The sequence below is a fragment of the Marinovum sp. 2_MG-2023 genome (assembly GCF_030548265.1).
Lineage (GTDB): Bacteria > Pseudomonadota > Alphaproteobacteria > Rhodobacterales > Rhodobacteraceae > Marinovum.
This window is the reverse complement of record NZ_JAUOSD010000002.1, coordinates 97,707-119,054: the sequence shown is the minus strand read 5'-3', so window position 1 is coordinate 119,054 and position 21,348 is coordinate 97,707. Positions and strand designations below refer to the sequence as shown.

Sequence of the window (21,348 nt, the reverse complement as noted above, 5' to 3'; positions counted from 1 at the left end):
CGACGTCTGTGCCTGATACCCAGGCGAACCCCGGCTCGAGAGTGAGCAGGTCAGCTACAGATGCCCGCCAAAACCCTAAACTCTTCAGATGCTTAGCTTGGCTGCTTCTTTCACGATTGCGTCTTTCAGGGCCAATGCAGCAACAGTAAGTGGCCGTATGCTTGATGAAATTACGGATACTTCCAAGGGGCCAAAGTCGACATGCACAGGGACTTGCACAATGTTCCAGCGCCCCGAAAGATCCTCAAAAAGACTGAGCGGGCAGGTGCAAACACAGTCCGAATTTTCCAACATATTCATCACACTCAACACTGAGTCCGAACAGGTAATCGGCGTGTTGGGTTTGAACCCCAGAGAAGACAAATATTCCTGTATGATATATTCGCGTTCCTTTGGGCCAAACATCAACCAGTGCGCATCGGCCAGATCGAGGATATTCGATGTCATTGAAAATCTGGTTCCGGCCCCGGCAACGAAGCACAAGGGGACCGAAAACAGAGCTTCATATGCCAGGTTGACAGCTTCGCTGGCGCGAACAGGTGAGGGCGCTACGACAAGGTCGACCTCACCTTGACGCAGCGGGGTAAAGGCCGATGGGGAATGTCCGCTTTCAATCTGAATCTTTACGGTCGGGTACTTTTTCTTGAAGGACGAAATGGCCAACGGAACGATCTTGGCCGCTGCAATGGGCGACACCATGATTTTGACCGACCCAATCATTTCACCCTGGATTTGTTGCACTTGTTCGTGCAACCGTTTGTATTCGTTGGATATGACACGGGCCCGCGCGATGATTTCCAGCCCCACGGGGGTCGGGGTCATTCCACTTGGCTCACGCACGAATATGTGGGCCCCCAAAAGCTGCTCTGCACCTTTCAACAGGCTTGAAACCGCAGGCTGCGATTTGTTCAGAATAGCAGCGGCACCGCTAATGCTACCGGCATTCGCGATCGCAACAAGCGCTTCTATTTGGTTTGACTTCATAGGCCCACCTGAAGTTTCGACCTCTCAATAACTGCGGGGCGTGACAAAAGAGTGATAGTGCAAAGCATCGCGGGGACGTCCACGACACCCCTGAAAATCGCTCAGCTTCCGGTGGGCCGATAGGGCTGTCGAGTGGTCCGCCCACGTGCTTTCCGGGAGTGTGAGGACTGTTCCAGGGGGCTCATTGTCAATCAAGCGCCAGAAGCCGTTTCGGGTTGCCGACCATGATCGCTTCGATGGCGGGGTCCGGGAAACCCCTGCGCTTCATCAACGGAATGACATTTGCGAAAATATGCTGATACCCGTGTCCACCATATGCTTCCCACCGCACCCGGGTGCAAATGTCGTGGCTGATGACAACCTGTTCAGAATAGCCACGATCAACCAATGCCTTGATCAGTCGCAGGCGTTGGCCGTCATTCGGCATTTCGATTTCGGCCATCGGATAGGCCGTCTGCTCCCAGCCAAAGAGATCAAATTCTAGTATGCACCCCGTGTCGGCCAGTTCGACGACCCCATCCTCGTCAAATATTGTGCGGTCGATATGACTCATGATCAGTCGATCAACGTCGTACCCAAGCGACTTGGCGAAATGCACGACTTCGAATGGTTGCTCACGTATCCGGCCTGGGTGCACGTTCAATGCGGTTCCGGTTTCTCTTTGCGCGATCAGCGCACCGTGCATCACCCTCTTCTCTTGTGCGGTCCAGTCGTTTGAGCATCCGATCTCGCCAATCAAACCGGCTTTTACATCTGTGCCCCAAGCGCCAACTGTCACGTCTTTGATCATTTCTTCGGCAAAACTCTCAACCGTCCGAGGGCCAATCGTTTCATCATGGTAGGCCTCTACGTAGTGGCCACATCCCATGATGATTTGCGCGCCCGTAGCGTTCGAGATCTCAACCAAGCCCAGAGGATCCGGACAGAGGCCGCCTATCGTCAATTCGACAATCGACTTCCCGCCTGCCTCCATCATTCTTCTGACTTCGTCGATTGCCACATTTGGCTGATTGAGCCGGCCATTCTGTTTCCATGGCGTCTGACCCTGACGAATCCTGAACGAATTTTCCAAAGTGATTTCCTGTTCAGGTTGGGAATAATCCCTGTCCTTGGGCAGGTTCAGGTCCATTATCAGATGCTCATGCATCAATGTTGGCCCCAATTCATCGGTCTCAATCAATCCCGTAACCGTTTGAATTTTACCTTTAGACATAGAAATGCACCTCTTGGTTTCGCGCTTTGATGTACGCTGTACAATAAAATTCCTGGGAAGTCATTACCTCATCAAAAAAGATAGGATCAACCAGGTGCGTCGAAATTTTCGTTGCCTTGATCTAATGATGGGCGGAAGCACGGGTGCCGCGCCCCGGGGGCAGTCCCCCAAGGCACAGTTGCGTGCGCGGGTCGATGACAGCAATGCGCCGTTCACACCCATGCATGCGAAGCGCCGCATTCGGTCGGTTGGTCTGAAACCGGACATGCGGCAGTGCAGCGGGCAAAATCCACTATTTTCGCCGCCTCGTAGTTCCGCACCGGGGGACAAAGGCCAATTCGCTGCGGCTGTACCAAGGTCAGAAACCAGCTCGACGGGCGAAACATCCTGTCCGCCCCGGCTGTCATTCATTTGTCGTGTCAGTCCAGCATTATGAGCCGGAAGTGGACGGATATTGATATGCAAACCCCTCTCTTGGAAACCGAAAGACTTTTGTTCCGACGGCCCATCCGATCCGACCTGCCTTGGTACACGAGGTACTGTCTTAGCGAACGAACGCGGTACGTCGGCGGTCCGTTCAGCGAGGTTCAGGCCTTTGAAAAGCTGGCTTCAATGATTGGCCACTGGGAGCTGCGCGGTTTCGGGCGTTTCGTGTTTCTGGAGCGTAGCACTGAACGACCGCTGGGGCATTTCGGTGCCTTGCAACTCAGCTCGTCTGAGCCGCCTGAAATCACTTGGACGCTTTGGGATGAACAGGATGAGGGCAAAGGATTTGCCACCGAAGCCGGTGTTGCATTCAAGCGGTACGCAAAACAGGAGCTTGGGCTCTCAAGCATGATTGCGCTTGTGCATCGCGAGAATTCGGCGTCGCGAGGGCTGGCTGAACGCCTCGGGGGTGAGCTGGACGCCGGAGCAGCTTTGCCATCTTGGTCGCCAGGCTCTGTGTTGTATCGTTTTCAACTGATGGCCTGAAAGACCGGACATTCGGGCCGCGCGTAGCAAAGTTCCCGTTGGGCGCAAAGCGGACATGCGGCAGCGCAGCGAGCAAAATCCACTATTGTTGCCACACCGGATGTCGGTTGTGCGGGACAAAGTGTGATTTCGCTGCAATAGAACCAATGTCGATTTTAGGGGCGCCGTTCCAAAAAATGGTGGTTTTTGGTTAAGAATATTTTGAAATAACGTCAACAACATAATTGGCTACATCATAAAATTGGCGAAGCGTTGGGACCGTAAGCATCTCGCCACTCATATCCCTACCCTGAAAGCATACATCCACAGGAACAGTGACCTCCTGTTTGAGTATGCCATTTGCAGGGACTTTATTAACCACCCAATCGTTCATTGTGAAAGGCTTGCAGTCCCATGAAAAATCTCGGCAATTTTGTGCAACTGCCATTGTTGAGTCAGATGGCATGCCCATCATGAAATCTGGGATTTGTTTCCGCATGTCCCCAACAACAACGCTAAGGTAGTACCCTATGGGGATCAAAGAAGCATGTTTATCGGGATTATTTAGTGCGCTCATGAAATAAAGGGTTTTGTTCCCTTCTGCCTCACCGTGGGGTTTGAGCGCCATAATAGCATCTCGAAACTCCGTGCTTACTCGGTGGGCGAGTCTATTGTGACAGGCTTCCTTAAGCCTGTCAGAAGTTGCAGAAAATGGAAACTGGATGTTACGCGCTTCTTTATCAGTTTTTGCAAAGGGCTTCACGACAGCGGTATATGCGTGGTCGATACCGGCGCACAAATTCTGAACAGCGTCCCCGCATTTGAGAGAAAGAGCGTCCAATAAGGCTTCGTCGCGTTCAGCGTAGGTAGTTCTCTGCCCAGCCTTTGCATTTGTCTCAAGGATGTATCGGAAGGGTCGTTTTTCTGAGAGATCTTTGTCAATTTCATTGATGAACTCTAAGCCCCTACAAATCTTGAGGTGCGCAGACTTGAACCTATCATTTGAAGACATGCGAAAACCCTATAGCGATGAAACTAAAACCCCTTAAGAGAGCGTCATTCATGTAATGTACGCTATCTGTGTAGGCGCGACCATCCAGAACCGTTCTAAAACGCTCGTTTTTGAGCGGTCACAAATCGTTTCGTTTACCGCTGCCACAAACGCCTTAAAAAACCTAACTTATTGTTGACGATTTTTGCCTCTATCACCATAGCAGACACTCGCTGCGATGCAGAAAACTAGTAAAGTGGGCTCGAAACCGACGTTCCCCTCTTTTGATATCCCCCCTTTTGATGGTGCGCGGTCATCAACACATCCGGACTAGGTGCCGCCCAACGCGGGCGGCACCTAGTCCGAACCACCGGTTGAACGGATCACTTTTCGAGGTGTTCGCTCAGCACGGTTTTCAGGTCGGTGACTTCTTGCGGCATGCGGCCACAGAAGGCTTTGGCGCTTTCCTGATAGGGCGCAAAGCCAAAGGTCTGGGCGAAATCACCAAAGGTGTCGCTTTCCAGCGCCTCGGTGACCAGGCCTTCCAGTTTGGTCTGTACATCGGCCGGGACGCCCGCGGGCAAGAGAATGCCGCGCACCAGGGCCACGTCGATCTCGGCGCCCCAATTGCGAATATGTGGCGTCTCGCGTGCGGGGGGATAGGTGATGCCCTGCATGTCGCCCGCCGCCGCCAGCACGGTCAGATCGCCTGCCGCCACTTCGTTCAGCAGAACAGGCGAGATGATGACGCCAGCGTCGACCTGATTGGCCAGGATCGCCTTTTTCAACGGACCGCCGCCGCCAAAGGACACAATGCGGAAATCCGCCTCATTCACGCCGCGCACGGTCGAGGCGACAAAGTCGGTGGCCGAGATCTTGCCCGTGATGCCAAGGGTCAATGTGCCGGGGTTGGCCTTGGCCTCTGCCAGGAAATCGCCCAGATCGCTGTATCCGTTGTCGCTATGCGCCAGCATCCAGACCGGCGTGTTGAACACCGCCCCGGCGCATGAAAAATCCGCCAGCTCGTATGGTGGGTTTTCCCGGAACGCGATTGGCGCGGTCACGTCGGTCGTGCCGTTGATCGCCAGCGTATAGCCATCGGGCGCGGCCTTTTTCAACGCAAGCATGCCGTTGATGCCGGCCGAGCCGGGGACGTTTTCGACCACCACAGGCTGGCCAGAGACTTCCTCCAGCGCGGCGGCAAAGGCGCGGCCGATACTGTCGCTGCCGCCGCCGGGTTTGTAGGGCACGATCAACCGGATCGTGTCGCTGGGATAGTCCTGGGCTGTTGCCGCCCCGAGGGACAGGGTCAGACCAAGGGTGGTCGCCGCAAGGGTGCGGGTCAGGGTTGAGAGTTTCATGGCTCCTCCTTTGGATGGGTTGGTATTAGTCGGCAGATTTGGCGGCGGTCATGGCGGACCGCGCCGATGTGTCGGGTCGCAGGCGCAGGGCGGTGCGGATTTCCTTGGCCAGCAGCAGGGCGATCACCGCGACCAGGCAGATACGCGGCCAGGTGTTGACAAAGGTCATCCAGTCGCCGCCCGAAAGTGCCAGCCCCAGCCGGACGTTGTATTCGATGATCGGCCCCAGGATGGCGCCCAGCACAATGGTCACCACCGGAAAGCCGCGTTTTTCCAACAGAAAGCCGATGATGCCAAAGATGATGGCGACATAGACCGGAAAGACCGAATTCGCGCTGGAATAGGCACCGATAGAGGCAAAGACCAGGATGAAGGGAAACAGCACATTGCGGTCGCGTTGCAGCACAAAGACAAAGGCCCGGATCGCGCCCATGGCGATAAAGAACATGAAGATCGTCGCGATCAGCAGCGCCGCCAGCAGCCCGTAAACGATATCGGGATCGTCGCGCATCAGGCTGACGCCCGGGGTCAGCCCGTGCATGATCATCGCGCCCAGCATGATCGCGGTCGATCCGTCGCCGGGAATGCCCAGTGTCAGCATCGGCACCAGCGCGCCGCCGGTTGTGGCGTTGTTCGACGCTTCGGGCGTGATGATGCCCTCGGGGACTCCGGTGCCAAACGCCTCGGGTGGGGGATTTTTCGAGGAATTCTTGACCGTGGCATAGCTGAGCCAGGTGGAGCCATCAGCCCCGACACCGGGGATGGCGCCGATGACCAGCCCATACAGGCTGCCGATGGACCATGCCCGCCAGCGGCGGAACAGGTCGGCGGGGCGCGGCACCCGCAGCGTGACATCCTTGGTCAGCAACTGGCTGCCCTTTACGGTCAGGGAAATGTCGGCAAAGACCACGGCAAAGCCGAAGATCCCCACCAGCACGGCCGCAAAGGGAATGCCGCTTTCCAGCGAGGTCAGGCCAAAGGTATAGCGCATGACCGCGTCCTGCCCGTCGATCCCGACCGAAGAAACCAGCAGCCCCAGCAGTACCCCGGACAGCCCCTTGACGATGGAACCCCGTGCAAAGGCCGCCACCATGATCAGCCCGGCAATACCAATCAGCGCAATGTCCGGCGGCGCGGAATAAAGCGCGATCCCGGCAATCAACGGAATGGCAACCACCGCTCCGATCCAGCCCAGAATGCCGCCCACGGTTGATGACATCGTGGCATATCCCAGCGCCAGCCCGGCCTCGCCGCGCATCGCCATCGGATAACCGTCAAGCGCCGTACAGGCCGAGGCCGGTGTGCCCGGCGTGCGCAACAGGATGGCCGAAAACGACCCGCCCAGCTTGGTGCCCACATAGATGCCGATCATCAGCGCAAAGGCGGGCATCGTTTCCATGGTAAAGGTGATGGGCAAGAGCACGATGATCGCCATCGGCGACGACAACCCCGGCAACGCACCCACAAGGATGCCAAGCGCCGTGCCCGCAAAGAGCAACAACAGGTTGGTGAGGCTGCCCATCTCGGCAAAGCCCTGAAACAATCCAGCTAACATATCAAAGGCCCGCCATTTTGGTGATCGTCAAAAGAAATGGGGTAAGGGGGTCAAAAATATCGCCCTTCAGGTTCATCTTGAGCACCGGCACAAAAAGCACCCACAGCGCCAGACCACCGCCGACCGACAGGCCAAGATCGCCGGTCCAGGGCCCGCGTTGGTACAATCGGAACAGGCAAAACAAAAAGATCGGTACCATAAGGGCGAAACCAAACACCTTGAGCAGCGATGCAAAGGCCAGAAGCAGCGCGATGCTGATCGCCCGGCGGATAAAGACAACCCTGTCCTCGGCTGCTTGCTCTGGCGTCGGCGGGGTCGGCCGGTCCTGGCCCATTTCGATGCGGATCTTGCGGATGGATTGCGCGATATAGACACAGGCCAGCAGCCCCAGAAAACCCGCATATCCAAAGGGCAGGGTGCGCCATGTCAGGCCCCCATCACCGGGATAGACCGATGATCCGTTTGGGTTGATGAATACGAATCCGGCCACAGCAACCGCAAGCAGGACAATCGCTGTCTGCAAGTCCTTCATGCCTTCGCACTGCCACAAGTCGGCACGCGTGCGTGCGTGTCTTTCCATTCTAGATGTCCTCCCGATGATGCCGCGGTCTCTGCCCGCCCGCGCCGTATTTGGCACCGCCATTGCGGCGCGAAACGTCCCCGACGGGCCTGCGGCATTTGTTGTGTTGATGTTAATCCCCAAGCGATATGTACATCCAATATATCTTTCGTATCTGAATAAGTTGGTTTCGGTATTACTTATCGCGACCAAATCGCCCCTGTTGTCAGAGATTTTCCGATGTCGGATTGATCGCCGGCGGCATTCGCGCCGGGCGCGGCTTGCCGTCTGGCGCATGCTGTCTTGGCGCGTGCCCCGGGATTTGCCACGGATTCCTGCCCCGACCTTGCGCTTTTGATTAATTTTTGGGCGCGCCGAAAAATATTTCGACGGTCCATCGTAAATAAGTTGACCTAATTAATAAGTACGGACTTAATGGATGGATGATAAAGTTCTCGATAGATATTGGCGGCACGTTCACGGACGTCGTCGCGGAAACCGAAACCGGGCTGACCTCGGTCAAGGTTTTGACCACGCCAGCGTCACCTGACCGGGGTGCGCTTGATGGGATGGGGCGGTTGTTGGCCAATCTTGGCAAGACCTATGCCGACATTTCCGCGGTGATCCACGGCACGACCCTTGCCACGAATGCATTGATCGAACGGCGCGGGGCCAGGACGGCATTTGTCACCACGGCGGGATTCCGCGACGTGCTGGACATGCGGTATGAAAAACGTTTCGAGCAGTATGATCTGAACATCGAAATGCCCCAATCGCTGGTCGCGCGGCCCCTGCGGCTGGGCATCAAGGAACGTATCCTTGCAGATGGGTCTGTCTATCAGGCGCCGCAAGACGACGAGATTGATGCGCTGGCGGCCACGCTTCTTCGCGAAAAGGTAGAGGCCGTTGCAATCGGTTTCCTGCATTCCTATCGCAATCCGGCGCATGAAACCTATGTTGCGGACCGGTTGCAGAAAACGCTGGGCGATACGGTCACCATTTGCCAAAGCGCTGATGTGGCTTGCGAAATCCGGGAATATGAACGGTTCTCGACGGTCTGTGCCAATGCCTATGTGCGGCCGCTGATGTCGAAATATCTCGGCGCGTTGAAGGCCGAGTTGAACCGATTGGGTTTTGACGGATCGTTCCTGATGATGCTGTCCGGCGGTGGTTTGACAACGCTTGATCAGGCGATGCGGTTTCCGATCCGTTTGGTCGAAAGCGGACCCGCCGGTGGTGTGGCGCTGGCCGCGCATGTGGCCCGCGAGGTTGGTTCGAACAAGACATTGTCGCTGGATATCGGCGGCACCACAGCCAAGATCTGCTTTATCTGTGATGGCAATCCGCACACCACCCGCCGGTTCGAGGTCGCCCGCGCCTGGCGTGACGTCAAAGGCAGCGGTCTGCCGGTGCGTGTGCCGACGGTTGAACTGGTCGAGATCGGCGCCGGTGGCGGGTCCATCGCCGGGGTTGATACGCTTGGGCGGTTGAAGGTCGGGCCGCGCAGTGCGGGATCTGATCCGGGGCCTGCGGCCTATGGCCGGGGCGGTGGCGATGCCACGATCACGGATGCGCATTTGACGGTCGGCAATATCGCCGCCGAAGGCTTTGCCGGTGGGATGATTTCGCTCACGCCGGAAAACGCGCCCAAGGTTATTGCGCAACATGTGCAGGGGCCGATGGGAATTGCCGATGTGGACACCGCAGCGGCAGGCATTATCGAGTTGGCCGATGAAACCATGGCAAATGCGGCGCGTGTGCACGGCATTGAGCTGGGTCATGACATCGCGAGCTTTGATCTTCTGGTTTCTGGCGGCGGTGGCGCGCTTCACGCCGCACGGATCGCCGAGAAACTGGGAATCCGGCGCATTATCGTGCCGCAAAATGCCGGTGTCGGTTCGGCGGTCGGGTTCCTGCGCTCGCCCGTTGCCTTTGAAAGCGCGCTCTCGGTGATGGCGGTGTTGGCAGAGGTTGATGCGCCAGAGTTGACGCAGCGGGTTGTTGACCAACTGGCGCATGTGCGCGCAATTGTCGGAGAGGCGGTGCCAGCCGATCACATCGACGCCACGGTCAAATTTGAACTGCGCTATCAGGGGCAGGGGTTGGAAGTGGCGCTGGACTATCCCGCCGACAGCTTTGTGATTGATGCCGCCAAGCTGGAGGCCGAGTTTTTCCGCCGCTATGAAAATCTGGTGGGCTTTACCCTGAAAAATATTCCGGTGGAATTGGTGTCGGTCAGTGTCACGGCGCGCGAAAAACGCGGGCTGGACACCCAGGATTTCACCCTACAAAATGCCAATGACCCGGTTGCCACGCGGCAAGTGTTTGATCTGGCATCACAAAAAAGACTGACCTATCAAACCCTGAAACGGTCCTCGCTTGGCCCGACACTGACCCAGGGTCCGGCGGTTGTGACCGAAGATCAGACCACCACATTGGTGCGCCCCGGTTGGTCTGTGCATACCTCGGACCAGGGCCACCTTATTCTGGATCGGAGCGAGGCATGAGCCATACATTGGATATCGTGGCGCAGAATGTGCTGTGGAACCGGTTGGTGTCGGTCTGCGAGGAACAGGCAAATGCGCTGATGCGCGCGGCCTTTGGTGCGATTGTGCGCGAGGCGGGCGATCTGTCTGCCGGTGTCTTTGACGCGAATGGCGATATGCTGGCGCAGGCGGTCACGGGCACGCCGGGGCATGTGAACACGATGGCGGCCTCTGTGCGGGCAATGTTGGCGTTTGTGCCGGCAGACAGCCTGAAACCCGGCGATGTGCTGGTGACAAACGACCCGTGGCTGGGCGCGGGGCATGTGTTTGATTTTGTTGTTGTCACGCCTGCCTTTCTGGATGGTGACATTGTTGGCTACCTCGCCTCTACCAGCCATATTGTTGATATTGGCGGGCGTGGTTGGTCGGCCGAGGCGGCCTCGGTCCATGAAGAGGGCGTGACCTTTCCGGTGATGCATCTGCGCCGTGGCAAGGCGTTGAACGAAGACCTTCTGGCGATTGTGACCGCCAATTCCCGCGTCCCGCATGAAGCGCGCGGTGATATCCTGTCGCTGTTGTCGTGCAATGATACCGGTGTGGCGCGTCTGTTGGATCTGATGGGTGAATACGGTCTGGCGGATTTGGTGACCGTCGCGGAATTCATCTTTGAACGCTCTGCGATTGGCACGAAAAAGGCTTTGGCCCGTGCCGCTCAGGGGATTTACGAAAATACCATGATGCTGGACGGCTATGATGCGCCGATCGAGCTTCGGGCGCGGATGACCATATCCGACGGGGCAATTGCGGTGGATCTGTCCGGGTCGTCGCCTGCGGTTGGGCGCGGCATCAATTGTCCGCTGAATTATAGTGCGGCATATGCGTCTTTTGGCATCCGCGCCTTGCTGACGCCGGATATTCCCAACAACCAGGCCTCGCTTGATGCGATCACGATCACCGCTGAACCCGGCCTTGTGGTCAGTGCCGAACGGCCAAGCCCGGTTTCCGCCCGCCATGTCATCGGCCAGGCCTTGCCCGACTTGATGCTGGGCTGTCTTGAACAGGCCTTGCCCGGCGAAGTTCTGGCCGAAAGCGCAGGTGCGCTTTGGACGTTGTCCTTGTCCGGTGCGGGAAAAACACCGTTTACCTCGCTGAATGTCGCTCTTGGTGGCATGGGCGCGCGGCCCGAAACCGATGGGCTGTCGACGACCGCATTTCCCTCTGGTGTCGGGTCGGTTCCGGTTGAGGCCGCCGAAGTGGCCGCGCCGGTCATCTACCACGCCAAGGAGTTCATTTGCGACAGCGGCGGGGCCGGGCAGTATCGTGGCGGTTTGGGGCAAAGGATCGAAATCGGTTCGCGCATCAATGAGGACATGTTCATGTCCGCCGCCGCCTTCGAACGTCTGACATCCGGCCCAGAGGGCCGTCAGAACGGCAAGCGCGGTGCAAATGGCAAAGTGTCGATCACCGACGGCACAGAGGTGACCGACAAAGGCATGTATCGTATTCCGGCCGGTGAACGCGTCATCCTGCAAACGCCGGGCGGCGGTGGATATGGCGCCCCAGCAGCGCGTGATCAAACCGCCCTGGACCGGGATGTCGCTGACGGGTTGGTGTCGCAAAACTCTGCCCGGGAAATCTATAAACCAAAGTAAACAAGAACGTTCCACTCAACAGGAGGACCTACGAATGACTATGATGACCAGGCTTTTTGCTGCCACAACCGCGCTGACCCTTGTCGGCACTGCGTCCATGGCAGAGACCAAATGGGATCTGACAACCGCTTGGGGCGCCAATAACTTTCACGCTCAAAGCGCGATTGCCTTTGCCGATGCCGTGCGCAGCGCAACCGATGGATCGGTCGATATCACCGTGCATCTGTCGGGTGAGACTGGCGTGAAGATCACCGAGAAACTCTCGGCGGTTGAGGTCGGCATCGTTCAGATGGCCGATATGCTTTTGTTCCTTCAGGCGGGCGAAGAGCCATTCTTGGGCGTCGATACCTTGCCCTATCTGATCCAGGGTCAGGACGAGATGAAGGTCTGGCTTGACGTGGCTGGCCCGACCTATGACGCGATCTTTGAACGTCACAATCAAAAGGTTCTGTATTACGTGCCGTGGCCGTCGCCCGGCGTCTACACCAAAGACCCGGTTGTCAGCGCGGATGACATGAGCGGCCTGCGCATCCGTTCGTTCAACGCGACGTCGTTTACCTTCTTGGAAAAGATGGGCGCAGCGCCGGTTGAATTGCCTTTTGAGGAACTGGCAACAGCCGTTGCCGCCGGAACGGTTGATGGCGCGGCGACCTCGACCTCGACCGGGGCGAATTCAAAGCTGTATCAGTTCACCGACAATTTCAATCCGCTGAATTGGTCGATGTCGCCGGATGCGGTGACGGTGAACCTTGATGCCTGGAATGCGTTGACCGATGCGGAACGCGAAACGATCCAGGGTCTGGCTGACGAGATGGAGGCCGATTTCTGGGCGGCCTCTGCTGCCGAAGATGCGGCCAAAACCGCCATTCTGGTCGAAAACGGCATGACAATCTCTGCCGCCGATGACAGCCTGACCGCCAAAATGGCCGAAGCGGGCAAGGCGATGTGGGCGGATTTCTTTGCCAATGTTCCCGAAGCACAGGCCGTCGTCGAGGCCTATGCCGAACAGACCGGCAAGTAAGCAGATGCTTGGGGGCGGGTGCGCCCGCCCCTTGGTATCGTGATCTGTCATGACCCGATTTCTCACCCTCATAGACCGTCTGTCGCGGCTGGCCGAATTGGCCGCTGTTGCGCTGATCTTCGGCTATTGCATCCTGATGCTGGTCGAAGTTGTCGCCCGCGCGCAGGCCAGCAGCTTTTCCTTTACCTGGGAATACAGCCAATATGCGATGGCGTCGGTTTTCGCGCTGGCCTCTGGCCCCGCGATCCGAACGGCGGTGCATGTGCGCATTACGCTGCTGACCGAAAAACTGCCCTCGGGCGTGGCAAAGTGGATGGATGTGCTGGCCAATCTGGTCGCTCTTGTCATTGTTGCCGCGATCGTGGGCGCCATGTGGACAAAGGTTTCGACCTCTTTTGACCGCAATGTTCTGGCGACCTCGGTGTCCAAGACCCCGCTCTGGATACCGCAGGCGGTTGTCCTGTGGGGGTTTGCACAGCTGTGGCTCGATCTTCTTGCGCGGATGATACGGCGCATCACCAATCGCGAATTCGAATGGCGCGGCGCGGACAAGGAACAAGCTGATGTTTGAAATCGCGGTTGTCGCCTGTCTTGTGTTTGTAGGCCTTTTGGCCGGATCGGTCTGGATTGGCCTGTCGTTGTTCGCGACCGGCTATCTGATGCTGTCGATCTTCAAGCCCAATATTCCAATGGATATTTTCAGCAGCGGCGTGATCTGGGGCTCGTTGATCCCCACGCCTTTGCTGTCGCTGCCATTGTTCATCCTGATGAGCGAGGTGCTGGTCAGCGCCGGTCTTGGCCGGTCATTGTTTTCCGGTCTTGCGCCATGGGTTGGCCGTTTGCCGGGCGGGTTGTTGCATGTGAATGTGGTTGGCTCGACGCTGTTTGCCGCTGTGTCCGGGTCATCGGCGGCGACAACGGCGATTGTCGGCAATGTCAGCCTGCCCCAGCTTGAGGCGCGCGGCTATGACCGGCAGTTGGCGATGGGATCGTTGGCCGGGGCGGGGACCTTGGGCTTTTTGATCCCGCCGTCGATCATCATGATCATTTACGGCGTGGTGGCCGAGCAATCCATTCTTGAACTGTTTATCGCAGGGGTCATTCCCGGTCTGACGCTTGCAGCCTTTTACATGCTCTATATCGCGATACATCAGACCATCACCCGCACGCAGCCGCATGTGGAACGCCCAACCGGCCGAGAGCTTTTGGCTGGGTTGCGCGACATCGGGCCGATTGCGCTGTTGATTGGCACGATCATGGGCGCGCTTTACCTTGGGTTTGCCAGCGTGAGCGAGCTTGCCGCCCTGGGGGTTCTTGGGGCGGTTCTGATCTCGGTCGCGATGGGCCGGTTCAGCTGGCGTGCGATGCTGGCGGCGGGGCGGCGGGCGGTGCGCACCTCTGCGATGATCGGGCTGATCGTGATTGGCGCGGCGTTGTTGAATTCGGCTTTCGGCTTCTTGGGCATACCCAAGGCGATTGCGGCGCAAATCGCCAGCTTTGGCCTGTCGCCCATGGCGCTGATCATCGTCCTTCTGGTGTTTTATGCCGCTCTGGGCATGTTCCTGGACGGGACATCCATCATTGTCATGACCCTGCCGATCACGTTGCCATTGATCACGGCGGCGGGGTTTGATCCGATCTGGTTCGGGATCTTTGTGGTTGTCGCGGTTGAAATCAGCCAGATCACACCGCCCATCGGGTTCAACCTGTTCGTCATTCAATCCCAAACCGGCGAAAGTATCGGGGCAATTGCCCGCGCGGCTTTGCCATTCTTTGGCATCCTGCTTGGCTTTGCGATATTGCTTGCGGTGTTCCCCGATCTGGCACTTTGGCTTCCAAGGACTTTGCAATGACCGCATTACACCAACAATTGTCTGACTCCATTTTACAGAAGATACAGGCAGGGCAATTGCAGGTTGGTGAAAAGCTGCCACCAGAGGCCGATTATGCCGTGGAACTTGGGGTCAGCCGCTCGACCTTGCGGCTTGCCTATACAGAGCTGGAGCGGGTGGGCGTTCTGCAACGCAAGAAACGGGCAGGCACAACGATCATTTCCGACCGCCCGCAATCCCGCTTCAACATGAGCACAACCGGATTGCATGAGCTGCTCAGCCTTGGCCGGGATACTGAATTGCGTCTGACCGGAACCCGGACCGTTCCCACCGACACAATCGCGCATTTGCAGGGCTATGAAAGCGAAACCGATCAATGGCTGGAAATCAGCGGCACCCGGACATTGCCGGGGGAAACGGTGCCATTCAACAACACCCAGATCTATGTGCCCGCCCGCTATGCCGCGATTGAACATATCCTGGAGCAAAGCGGTCCTTCGGTCTTTCGCACCATAGAAGAGCGGTTCGGCATCACGGTGGGCCGGGTCAGCCAGACGGCCAAGGCGATCAAATGCCCGGCTGAAATCGCCGGTATCATCGGGGTTGATGTCGATGCCCCCGCGCTGCGCATCGTTGCCCAGCTTTATGACAAAAACGCAATTCTGATGGAGATTTCGGTGGCCACCTTTGATCCGGAAAGATTTCAGCTGCAAACGGATGTCGAAATTGACTAAGCCGCCACTGCGCACAATCGTGACCGGCGGCAGCGGGGCGTTGGGGTCTTCCATCATCTCGGCGCTGTTGGCGCGGGGGGACCATGTGGTGAACCTTGACAGGACCAAAAGCGACAACGCCACTTGGGTCGAGGCCGATTTTGGCAATGGTCAGTCGGTGTCAGAGGCGATTGACACAGCCGAGGATATCCTTGGCGGCATTGACGTTCTAATTCATTCCGCCGGGATTTTCCGCGCCAATGAATTCCTGTCCATGTCCGAGAGCGAATTTTCCGAAGTCTTGAATGTGAATCTGATGGGAAGTTTTCGCATTGCCCAAGGGGTCGCCGCCAAGATGGTGACACTGGGGGGGCGGATTTTGTTCATTTCGTCGATCCACGCCAAATATGGCATCAAGGGCCGGCTGGCCTATGGCGCGTCAAAGGCGGGTATTGAATCCATGACGCGGGTGATGGCCACAGAGCTGTCCGAATTCGGCATTCGCGTGAATGCCCTGGCCCCCGGCGCGGTGTCGGCGGGGATGGTTCCCGACGCGGCCCATGTCTCCGACTGGACCAGCGTGACCCCCGCAAAACGCAAAGTCACCCCGCAAGAGGTTGCCGGCATGGCCATGCTGTTGACCTGTGACCATGCCAGCTTTGTATCGGGGCAGGTCGTGTCGCAGGACGGCGGAGCCAGTATTTCCCATATGTTCTAGGTCGCGGGTTCCCGGTGTTCCGATCCCCGCAGATCCCCATGATGATCCCGGCAATAGGACCGTGCCCGCCAGTCCCATCTGCCGATCATTCCCAAAGATAGCCGTAGGTGACCAATTGGGTTTGCAGCGTCCGGGGTGACGGCCCGCCAACACGGCTGTTGCGCAGCCATGTCCGGCCGTGCACTTCGGTCTGTTCGGCGATCACGCCGCTTTCGAAACCTGCGCTGTCCGCCCAAATCCCGCCAAGGCATTCCGCGCCGCTCAGATCCAGAGCACCGCGAAACAGCGTGCGGGCACAGGACAGGCTGGAAAGCGCCTGAATATTGCGCAAATCCGTTGCCCCGCCCAGCGTGGCATCATCCAGAACAAAGGTGCCGCGCATTTCGGCACCTGTCAGGGTCAGATCGCCATTGATGTCACAGCCATCAAGCCGCAGGTCATGACCAAAAAGCGTGCCCATCCCACGCAAACCCGCGGCAAAGCGGCAGTTTCTGAGCCAGGTCAGCCCAAGGAAGGTCGCGTCGGACAGATCGACCGGCCCCTCGAACACCGACCCGCTCAGGTCAAAGCCGCTCACCGTCAATCCGCGCAAATCCAGTGGCCCGGTCACGTGGCGCCGGGTCAGGTCCAGCGCCTTGCCGGGCACGAAACGTGCGGTCAAAGCCGCACGCACCGCATCCGCGCCCATCGGGGTCATGCGGTTTCCTTTGCGGCCTCTGCCGCATCCAGCGCTTTGAAATGTGCCTTGGCGCGTTTCACCATCATCTGGCGCAAACGCGAAACCCCGATGTCATGTTGATACAGCATCTCGCGGCGGCGCGCGTCGGACGGGATCGATTCCAGCATTGTGCGGTCCTGCTCCAGAACGTGCCAATGGCGGTCTTCCAGCACCGCGCGATACAGGAACCGCCAGCTTTCCGCCGCCAGCCCCTGAACCTCGCGGCAGCGCCAGAAAAAGCTGTGATGGGTGTTCTCATCAATCGGCGTGGCGAACCCGATGATCCGAAACGGCCCGCCCGGCCCGGCACCATCGGGATAGGGAATGTCCAGACGAAAGAACATCGTGCCCTCGTCCATCACCACCTCGGTATAGTCAAAATTCACGCCCTGCTGCGAGACCCGTTCGATCTGAAAGCCCTTTTCACGCTTTTCCAGCTTCATTGTGTCCTGCTTGGACCCATAGGCCAGCGTGAAGCTGTCGGCGTGCAAATAGCTTGCGTGCATCGGATCGGCCGCATTGTCGAGGCTGAGACGGTAGTTGCAATCCCAGTGGGTCATGCAGGGGAACACCTGCCAGGCGTCAGAGGTGAACTCGACAGGTGGAACGAATTCCGGGGCTTCGGGCTGATCCGCCGATGGCATATAGATGAACACCGCACCGCCGGCTTCTTCGGCGGCATAAGAGGTCAGCGCCTTGCGCCCTTCCAGCGCGCAATCCGGCATCGCAGGGACGCGCACCACCGTGCCGGTGCCATCAACGGTCACCCCATGATACCAGCAGGCGATGTTGTCGCCATGCAAATGGCCAAGCGACAATTTCGCGCCGCGATGCGGGCAGAAATCCTCGATACACCGCACCTTGCCGGCCCCGTCACGCCACATCACCAGGTTTTCACCGGCGATCTTGCGCGCCAGCGGCTTGCCGACCTTGAGCTGGACCGAGGTTGCGACCGGCATCCAGAAGCCGCGCAGGCCCTGGGTCACGTAATCCTCGACCCGGTTGCGATTGTGGCGGTTTGCGTCATTGGCTTGCATTGGCTTGTTCCCCCTTCAGGCCCCGACGCCGTGTTCGGCATGGGCCGCATCATGTGATGCGTTGATCTGTTTCAATTCATCCGCGAAAATTTCGATCGTCCAATCGCCGGTTTGCCCCGATGGGCGCGCGATGCCCCTGGCATTCAGCTGTTCGACAACCAGCGTGAAATCATGGCAGCCGGTTTCGTAGATACGTTCAAGATCGGTCGCAAAGGTGGTTTCCGCTTCGCTCAGCGGGCGGCCTTTGGATTGGGTGCGCAGTGCGGGGTCTTGCATGGCGTCCTCCTTGTCTGGGGGAATGGGTGTTGAAACTGTTGCGGCGTTGATCCGCCGGTGATCATGCGGCCTGGCTCAGTTTTTCCTCGGCCAGTTCGACCATGGCCTGCGCCCAGGGAAACGCCAGATCCTCGGCCAGGTCATCGCCGGATGCATCATGCACCACCCGATCCCCCAATTGGGTTGCGCCATGTGATGCCAGCAAGGCGGCGAGTTTCTCGCTGCCCTGCGCAAAGGTTTCGTATTCACGGTCCCCCAGCCCAAAGATGGCGAAATGAATGCCGTTCAGATCCGGGGTTTCAGCGGCCATCGCCGCCGCAAACGGCTGGGCAGAGGCCGGCAGGTCGCCATCGCCATAGGTGGAACAGACCAGCAGATAGAAACATCCCGGCTCAAAATCGGCTGGCGCAAAATCCTCAAGGTTTTCGCAGGCGACTTCATGCGCCTCTTCCAATTCGGCCTGAATGTCATCGGCCAGCATTTCGGCGTTGCCGGTTTCAGTTCCGTACAAAAGGGTGATCTTCATCAGAGTGACTCCTTGCTTGCCTTGCCAAGTGCCAGCATCTCGGCACGGGTTTTGATCTTGTGGCGACACCGCCCGGATGGGGGCGCCGATATTTCATGTGCATCCATGATTTGCCAATCCGCATAGGTCACCAGATCGGGGTGTGACGCAAACAGGGCAGCACCTTGTTTGCCGGACATGGGGGCAAGATCGGCCAGAATGCGTTTGGCCAGGGCCTGTGCATCGCCGCGGTTTTCGGGAATGGTCCCTTGCGGGCCACGGCGAAACCATCCGGTGGCATAAAGACCCGCCGCCAGTTTGCCGGCCTGAATATCCTCGGCCTGTGCCAGCAGGGTTTCCCGGTCAAGCCGCCCCTGATCCTGAAAACCGATCGCAGTCACAAAGGCGGAACAGGGAATGATCTGATCATCGCCGGTTTCGGTGCGGAAGTGCACCGCGTTTGCCCGGTCGTCGCCCTTGATCGCCACGGGCGTCAGCCCAAAGCGAAAGGTGATGCGGCGCGGACCGCTACCATGGCCGTTGATTTCGGCCAATGCGGCCAGTTTGCGGGCGGCGTCCGGGTCGTCCGACGTTGCGGCGGCCCCGATCACCCCTATCGACACGCCCGTCAACTTGGCCAATTCCTTGACCATCACCGGGTCGAACTTTGCCTGTTCCGCCGAAGATCTGCCAATGATTTCCAGACTTTCGATGCTGCTGTTGGCCAGCCAGTCACCAACCGATGCGCTGACGTCGGAACCGTCCAGCTCTGATGGGGTCTTGGCCAAGAGCCGCAACAGATCAATCGCCACATTGCCATTGCCCATGATCACCGGATGGGCCCCCAGATCGGGCAGGGCCATGGCATCCGGGTGGTCGTTGATCGCCCAGACCAGACGACCGGCGCCAAAAACCCCGCTCAGATCCTCGCCCGGGACACCCAAACGGCGATCCCCCGAAAGACCCGCCGCCAAAACAACCACGTCATAAGCCGCGCGCAGATCGTCCAGCGACAGCTGATCGTTCACGGTCAGGTTGCCAAAGAACCTGGCCCCCTGGCGTTCGAACAGCCGGGCGAATTGGCGAATGACGCCTTTGGTGCCTTGATGATCCGGCGCCACACCATAGCGCACCAGCCCGTATGGCACGGGCAATTGATCAATCAGATCGACCTGTAGATCGGGCTGGGCCTTTAACAGCGCCTGCGCCAGATAGCAGCCCGAAGGACCGGTTCCGATGATGGCAATCTGTCCGGTCATGAGACCTCCAATGCGGCACCGGCCCAGGGGTGGGGTGCGCCACTCAGATCTACGTAAAAGGATTTTTGCGCCATATAGGCGCGCATGCCTTCGCGGCCTTTTTCGCGGCCCATGCCGCTGTCTTTTTCACCGCCAAACGGGGTCGAAATCGAAAATTGCTTGTAGGTATTGACCCAGACGGTGCCGGTGCTGATCGCGCGGCCCACACGCCAAGCCTTGGGGAAATCGCGGGTCCAGATCCCGGACGCCAACCCATAATCATTGTCATTGGATTGCGCGATGACGTCGGCCTCGTCCTCAAACGGCAGCACGACCAGAACCGGGCCAAACACCTCTTCGCGGCAAATCCGGGCGGTGTTGTCGACCCCGGCAAGGATGGTCGGAAAAAAATAAGCGCCGTTTTCGTAGTCGGGCCCTTCGGGGGCTGTGCCGCCGCACAGAACCTCGGCCCCGTCCGCACGTGCCATTTCCACATATTGCGCCACGCTGTCGCGATGATCGGCATGGACCATCGGGGCCACCTGGGTCGTGGGATCAAAGGGGTGGCCGACCTTCAACCGTTTGGTTGCGGCCACAAGACGGGTGACAAATTCATCGTGGATCCTGCGTTGCACAAACAACCGCGCGCCCGCGATACAGCTTTGCCCGGTCGAAGAAAACACGCCGAACATCACACCCGCAATGGCCTGATCAATATCGGCGTCGTCAAATACGATGGTCGGGGATTTCCCGCCCAGTTCCAGCGACACCGGCATCAACTTTTCTGCCGCCTGCCGGGCCAGCATGCGCCCGGTGGATGTGCCGCCGGTAAAGCTGACCCGTGCGATATCGGGATGTTCGACCAACAGGTTGCCGATTTCACGGCCCGCGCCGGGCAGGACCGAAAACAACCCTTTGGGCAGACCGGCCTCTTCGATGATCCGGGCCAGTTCCAGGCTGACCAGCGGCGACCAGGACGCGGGTTTCAACAGCACAGCATTGCCCGCCGCCAACGCCGGGGCGATCTTTTGCGCATCCGATGCAATGGGCGAATTCCAGGGCGTGATTGCCGCAACCAGCCCCAGCGGCTCATAAACCGATAGGGTGAGCGCAGTGCCGCGCTGCGCGGTCAGATCCTCATCCGTGGTTTCAAGCACGGCACCGAAGTAACGGAATGTGCCGGCGGCGGACCCGGCCAAGGCGCGGGTTTCGTTCAGGGATTTGCCGGTGTCGCGGCTTTGGATCACGGCGATCCGTTCGATGTTCGCCTCGATCCCATCGGCAATGGCATAGAGATGGCGGGCCCGTTCATGCGGTTTCAACCCGCGCCATGCCGGATCGGCCTGGGCGGCCTTGGCCCGCGCAATCGCGCGTTCTCCATCGGCACGGGACGCGCCGCGCAACACACGGTTTACCGAGCCATCGGCCGGAAACACCGATGTGATCTCGGCCCCGGTGCCGGTTTCCCATTGCCCACCTACAAAAAGCTTGCCGTCGGGCAGCGCGATATTGCTTGCATCATACATCGGTTCTTTTCC

The 21,348-nt window shown here is 58.5% G+C and carries 20 protein-coding genes; 8 read left to right on the top strand and 12 right to left on the bottom strand.

Translation table 11 applies throughout. The features are described from left to right. Window positions 1–84 precede the first annotated feature (84 nt). Window positions 85–984: a LysR family transcriptional regulator gene (locus tag Q4577_RS03415; protein WP_303468697.1), complete on the bottom strand. Its 900-nt coding sequence runs from the start codon at window positions 982–984 to the stop codon at window positions 85–87. Between the two features lie 187 nt (window positions 985–1,171). Then, window positions 1,172–2,197: a phosphotriesterase gene (locus tag Q4577_RS03410; protein ID WP_303468699.1), complete on the bottom strand. Its 1,026-nt coding sequence runs from the start codon at window positions 2,195–2,197 to the stop codon at window positions 1,172–1,174. Between the two features lie 459 nt (window positions 2,198–2,656). On the opposite strand from Q4577_RS03410, the gene Q4577_RS03405 reads away from it, so the two are divergent. Continuing rightward, entirely contained in the window at window positions 2,657–3,169 is a 513-nt protein-coding gene (locus tag Q4577_RS03405; protein WP_303468700.1) for a GNAT family N-acetyltransferase, read from the top strand. Between the two features lie 190 nt (window positions 3,170–3,359). Here the strand turns inward: Q4577_RS03405 and Q4577_RS03400 are convergent, their stop codons facing one another. The 4 genes from Q4577_RS03400 to Q4577_RS03385 all read right to left on the bottom strand — a co-directional run bounded on the left by Q4577_RS03400 (window position 3,360) and on the right by Q4577_RS03385 (window position 7,635). Further along, window positions 3,360–4,160, bottom strand: coding sequence for a hypothetical protein (locus tag Q4577_RS03400; RefSeq protein WP_303468702.1), 801 nt, complete (start codon window positions 4,158–4,160; stop codon window positions 3,360–3,362). Between the two features lie 362 nt (window positions 4,161–4,522). Beyond that, window positions 4,523–5,500 carry a tripartite tricarboxylate transporter substrate binding protein gene (locus Q4577_RS03395; RefSeq protein ID WP_303468703.1) on the bottom strand — a complete coding sequence of 326 codons (978 nt, stop codon included), beginning with the start codon at window positions 5,498–5,500 and terminating at the stop codon, window positions 4,523–4,525. A gap of 25 nt (window positions 5,501–5,525) precedes the next feature. Next, window positions 5,526–7,055, bottom strand: coding sequence for a tripartite tricarboxylate transporter permease (locus Q4577_RS03390; RefSeq protein ID WP_303468705.1), 1,530 nt, complete (start codon window positions 7,053–7,055; stop codon window positions 5,526–5,528). 1 nt (window position 7,056) lies between these two features. Further along, a complete protein-coding gene (locus tag Q4577_RS03385) occupies window positions 7,057–7,635 on the bottom strand; it encodes a tripartite tricarboxylate transporter TctB family protein (RefSeq protein WP_303468706.1) in 579 nt (192 codons plus the stop codon). Between the two features lie 422 nt (window positions 7,636–8,057). Here Q4577_RS03385 and Q4577_RS03380 point away from each other — a divergent pair, with 422 nt between their 5' ends. The 7 genes from Q4577_RS03380 to Q4577_RS03350 are packed head-to-tail and all read left to right on the top strand — an operon-like array spanning window position 8,058 to window position 16,036. Continuing rightward, window positions 8,058–10,121, top strand: a complete 2,064-nt coding sequence (locus Q4577_RS03380) for a hydantoinase/oxoprolinase family protein (protein WP_303468708.1) — start codon at window positions 8,058–8,060, stop codon at window positions 10,119–10,121. Further along, a complete protein-coding gene (locus tag Q4577_RS03375) occupies window positions 10,118–11,752 on the top strand; it encodes a hydantoinase B/oxoprolinase family protein (protein WP_303468710.1) in 1,635 nt (544 codons plus the stop codon). Before Q4577_RS03380 ends, Q4577_RS03375 begins: the two co-directional genes overlap by 4 nt. Before the next feature lie 34 nt (window positions 11,753–11,786). Next, the gene (locus tag Q4577_RS03370; RefSeq protein WP_303468712.1) at window positions 11,787–12,773 is read left to right on the top strand and encodes a TRAP transporter substrate-binding protein; all 987 of its coding nucleotides are present in this window, start codon (window positions 11,787–11,789) and stop codon (window positions 12,771–12,773) included. A 49-nt stretch (window positions 12,774–12,822) separates the two neighbouring features. After that, on the top strand, window positions 12,823–13,344 hold the full coding sequence (locus Q4577_RS03365) for a TRAP transporter small permease subunit (protein WP_303468713.1): 522 nt from the start codon (window positions 12,823–12,825) through the stop codon (window positions 13,342–13,344). Beyond that, window positions 13,337–14,626, top strand: a complete 1,290-nt coding sequence (locus Q4577_RS03360; RefSeq protein WP_303468715.1) for a TRAP transporter large permease — start codon at window positions 13,337–13,339, stop codon at window positions 14,624–14,626. The genes Q4577_RS03365 and Q4577_RS03360 overlap by 8 nt, the downstream gene beginning before the upstream one ends. Further along, window positions 14,623–15,339, top strand: a complete 717-nt coding sequence (locus Q4577_RS03355) for a GntR family transcriptional regulator (protein ID WP_244689546.1) — start codon at window positions 14,623–14,625, stop codon at window positions 15,337–15,339. The genes Q4577_RS03360 and Q4577_RS03355 overlap by 4 nt, the downstream gene beginning before the upstream one ends. Beyond that, window positions 15,332–16,036 (top strand): SDR family NAD(P)-dependent oxidoreductase, encoded by a 705-nt coding sequence (locus tag Q4577_RS03350; RefSeq protein ID WP_244689548.1) that lies wholly within the window; start codon window positions 15,332–15,334, stop codon window positions 16,034–16,036. Before Q4577_RS03355 ends, Q4577_RS03350 begins: the two co-directional genes overlap by 8 nt. A gap of 85 nt (window positions 16,037–16,121) precedes the next feature. Here the strand turns inward: Q4577_RS03350 and Q4577_RS03345 are convergent, their stop codons facing one another. The 6 genes from Q4577_RS03345 to Q4577_RS03320 all read right to left on the bottom strand — a co-directional run bounded on the left by Q4577_RS03345 (window position 16,122) and on the right by Q4577_RS03320 (window position 21,336). After that, on the bottom strand, window positions 16,122–16,733 hold the full coding sequence (locus tag Q4577_RS03345) for a pentapeptide repeat-containing protein (RefSeq protein ID WP_303468717.1): 612 nt from the start codon (window positions 16,731–16,733) through the stop codon (window positions 16,122–16,124). Continuing rightward, entirely contained in the window at window positions 16,730–17,791 is a 1,062-nt protein-coding gene (locus tag Q4577_RS03340; RefSeq protein ID WP_303468718.1) for an aromatic ring-hydroxylating dioxygenase subunit alpha, read from the bottom strand. Before Q4577_RS03340 ends, Q4577_RS03345 begins: the two co-directional genes overlap by 4 nt. 15 nt (window positions 17,792–17,806) lie before the next feature. Next, a complete protein-coding gene (locus tag Q4577_RS03335) occupies window positions 17,807–18,067 on the bottom strand; it encodes a recombinase-like helix-turn-helix domain-containing protein (protein ID WP_244689554.1) in 261 nt (86 codons plus the stop codon). 61 nt (window positions 18,068–18,128) lie between these two features. Beyond that, entirely contained in the window at window positions 18,129–18,593 is a 465-nt protein-coding gene (locus tag Q4577_RS03330; RefSeq protein WP_303468719.1) for a flavodoxin domain-containing protein, read from the bottom strand. Next, window positions 18,593–19,831, bottom strand: coding sequence for an FAD-dependent oxidoreductase (locus Q4577_RS03325; protein ID WP_303468720.1), 1,239 nt, complete (start codon window positions 19,829–19,831; stop codon window positions 18,593–18,595). The genes Q4577_RS03330 and Q4577_RS03325 overlap by 1 nt, the downstream gene beginning before the upstream one ends. Beyond that, window positions 19,828–21,336, bottom strand: a complete 1,509-nt coding sequence (locus Q4577_RS03320; RefSeq protein ID WP_303468722.1) for an aldehyde dehydrogenase — start codon at window positions 21,334–21,336, stop codon at window positions 19,828–19,830. The genes Q4577_RS03325 and Q4577_RS03320 overlap by 4 nt, the downstream gene beginning before the upstream one ends. Window positions 21,337–21,348: the final 12 nt, after the last annotated feature.

Coding starts and splice junctions, on each gene's coding strand:
- Q4577_RS03415 (WP_303468697.1), bottom strand. CDS start 984: ATGAAGTCAAACCAAATAGAAGCGCTTGTTGCGATCGCGAATGCCGGT.
- Q4577_RS03410 (WP_303468699.1), bottom strand. CDS start 2,197: ATGTCTAAAGGTAAAATTCAAACGGTTACGGGATTGATTGAGACCGAT.
- Q4577_RS03405 (WP_303468700.1), top strand. CDS start 2,657: ATGCAAACCCCTCTCTTGGAAACCGAAAGACTTTTGTTCCGACGGCCC.
- Q4577_RS03400 (WP_303468702.1), bottom strand. CDS start 4,160: ATGTCTTCAAATGATAGGTTCAAGTCTGCGCACCTCAAGATTTGTAGG.
- Q4577_RS03395 (WP_303468703.1), bottom strand. CDS start 5,500: ATGAAACTCTCAACCCTGACCCGCACCCTTGCGGCGACCACCCTTGGT.
- Q4577_RS03390 (WP_303468705.1), bottom strand. CDS start 7,055: ATGTTAGCTGGATTGTTTCAGGGCTTTGCCGAGATGGGCAGCCTCACC.
- Q4577_RS03385 (WP_303468706.1), bottom strand. CDS start 7,635: ATGGAAAGACACGCACGCACGCGTGCCGACTTGTGGCAGTGCGAAGGC.
- Q4577_RS03380 (WP_303468708.1), top strand. CDS start 8,058: ATGATAAAGTTCTCGATAGATATTGGCGGCACGTTCACGGACGTCGTC.
- Q4577_RS03375 (WP_303468710.1), top strand. CDS start 10,118: ATGAGCCATACATTGGATATCGTGGCGCAGAATGTGCTGTGGAACCGG.
- Q4577_RS03370 (WP_303468712.1), top strand. CDS start 11,787: ATGACTATGATGACCAGGCTTTTTGCTGCCACAACCGCGCTGACCCTT.
- Q4577_RS03365 (WP_303468713.1), top strand. CDS start 12,823: ATGACCCGATTTCTCACCCTCATAGACCGTCTGTCGCGGCTGGCCGAA.
- Q4577_RS03360 (WP_303468715.1), top strand. CDS start 13,337: ATGTTTGAAATCGCGGTTGTCGCCTGTCTTGTGTTTGTAGGCCTTTTG.
- Q4577_RS03355 (WP_244689546.1), top strand. CDS start 14,623: ATGACCGCATTACACCAACAATTGTCTGACTCCATTTTACAGAAGATA.
- Q4577_RS03345 (WP_303468717.1), bottom strand. CDS start 16,733: ATGACCCCGATGGGCGCGGATGCGGTGCGTGCGGCTTTGACCGCACGT.
- Q4577_RS03340 (WP_303468718.1), bottom strand. CDS start 17,791: ATGCAAGCCAATGACGCAAACCGCCACAATCGCAACCGGGTCGAGGAT.
- Q4577_RS03335 (WP_244689554.1), bottom strand. CDS start 18,067: ATGCAAGACCCCGCACTGCGCACCCAATCCAAAGGCCGCCCGCTGAGC.
- Q4577_RS03330 (WP_303468719.1), bottom strand. CDS start 18,593: ATGAAGATCACCCTTTTGTACGGAACTGAAACCGGCAACGCCGAAATG.
- Q4577_RS03325 (WP_303468720.1), bottom strand. CDS start 19,831: ATGACCGGACAGATTGCCATCATCGGAACCGGTCCTTCGGGCTGCTAT.
- Q4577_RS03320 (WP_303468722.1), bottom strand. CDS start 21,336: ATGTATGATGCAAGCAATATCGCGCTGCCCGACGGCAAGCTTTTTGTA.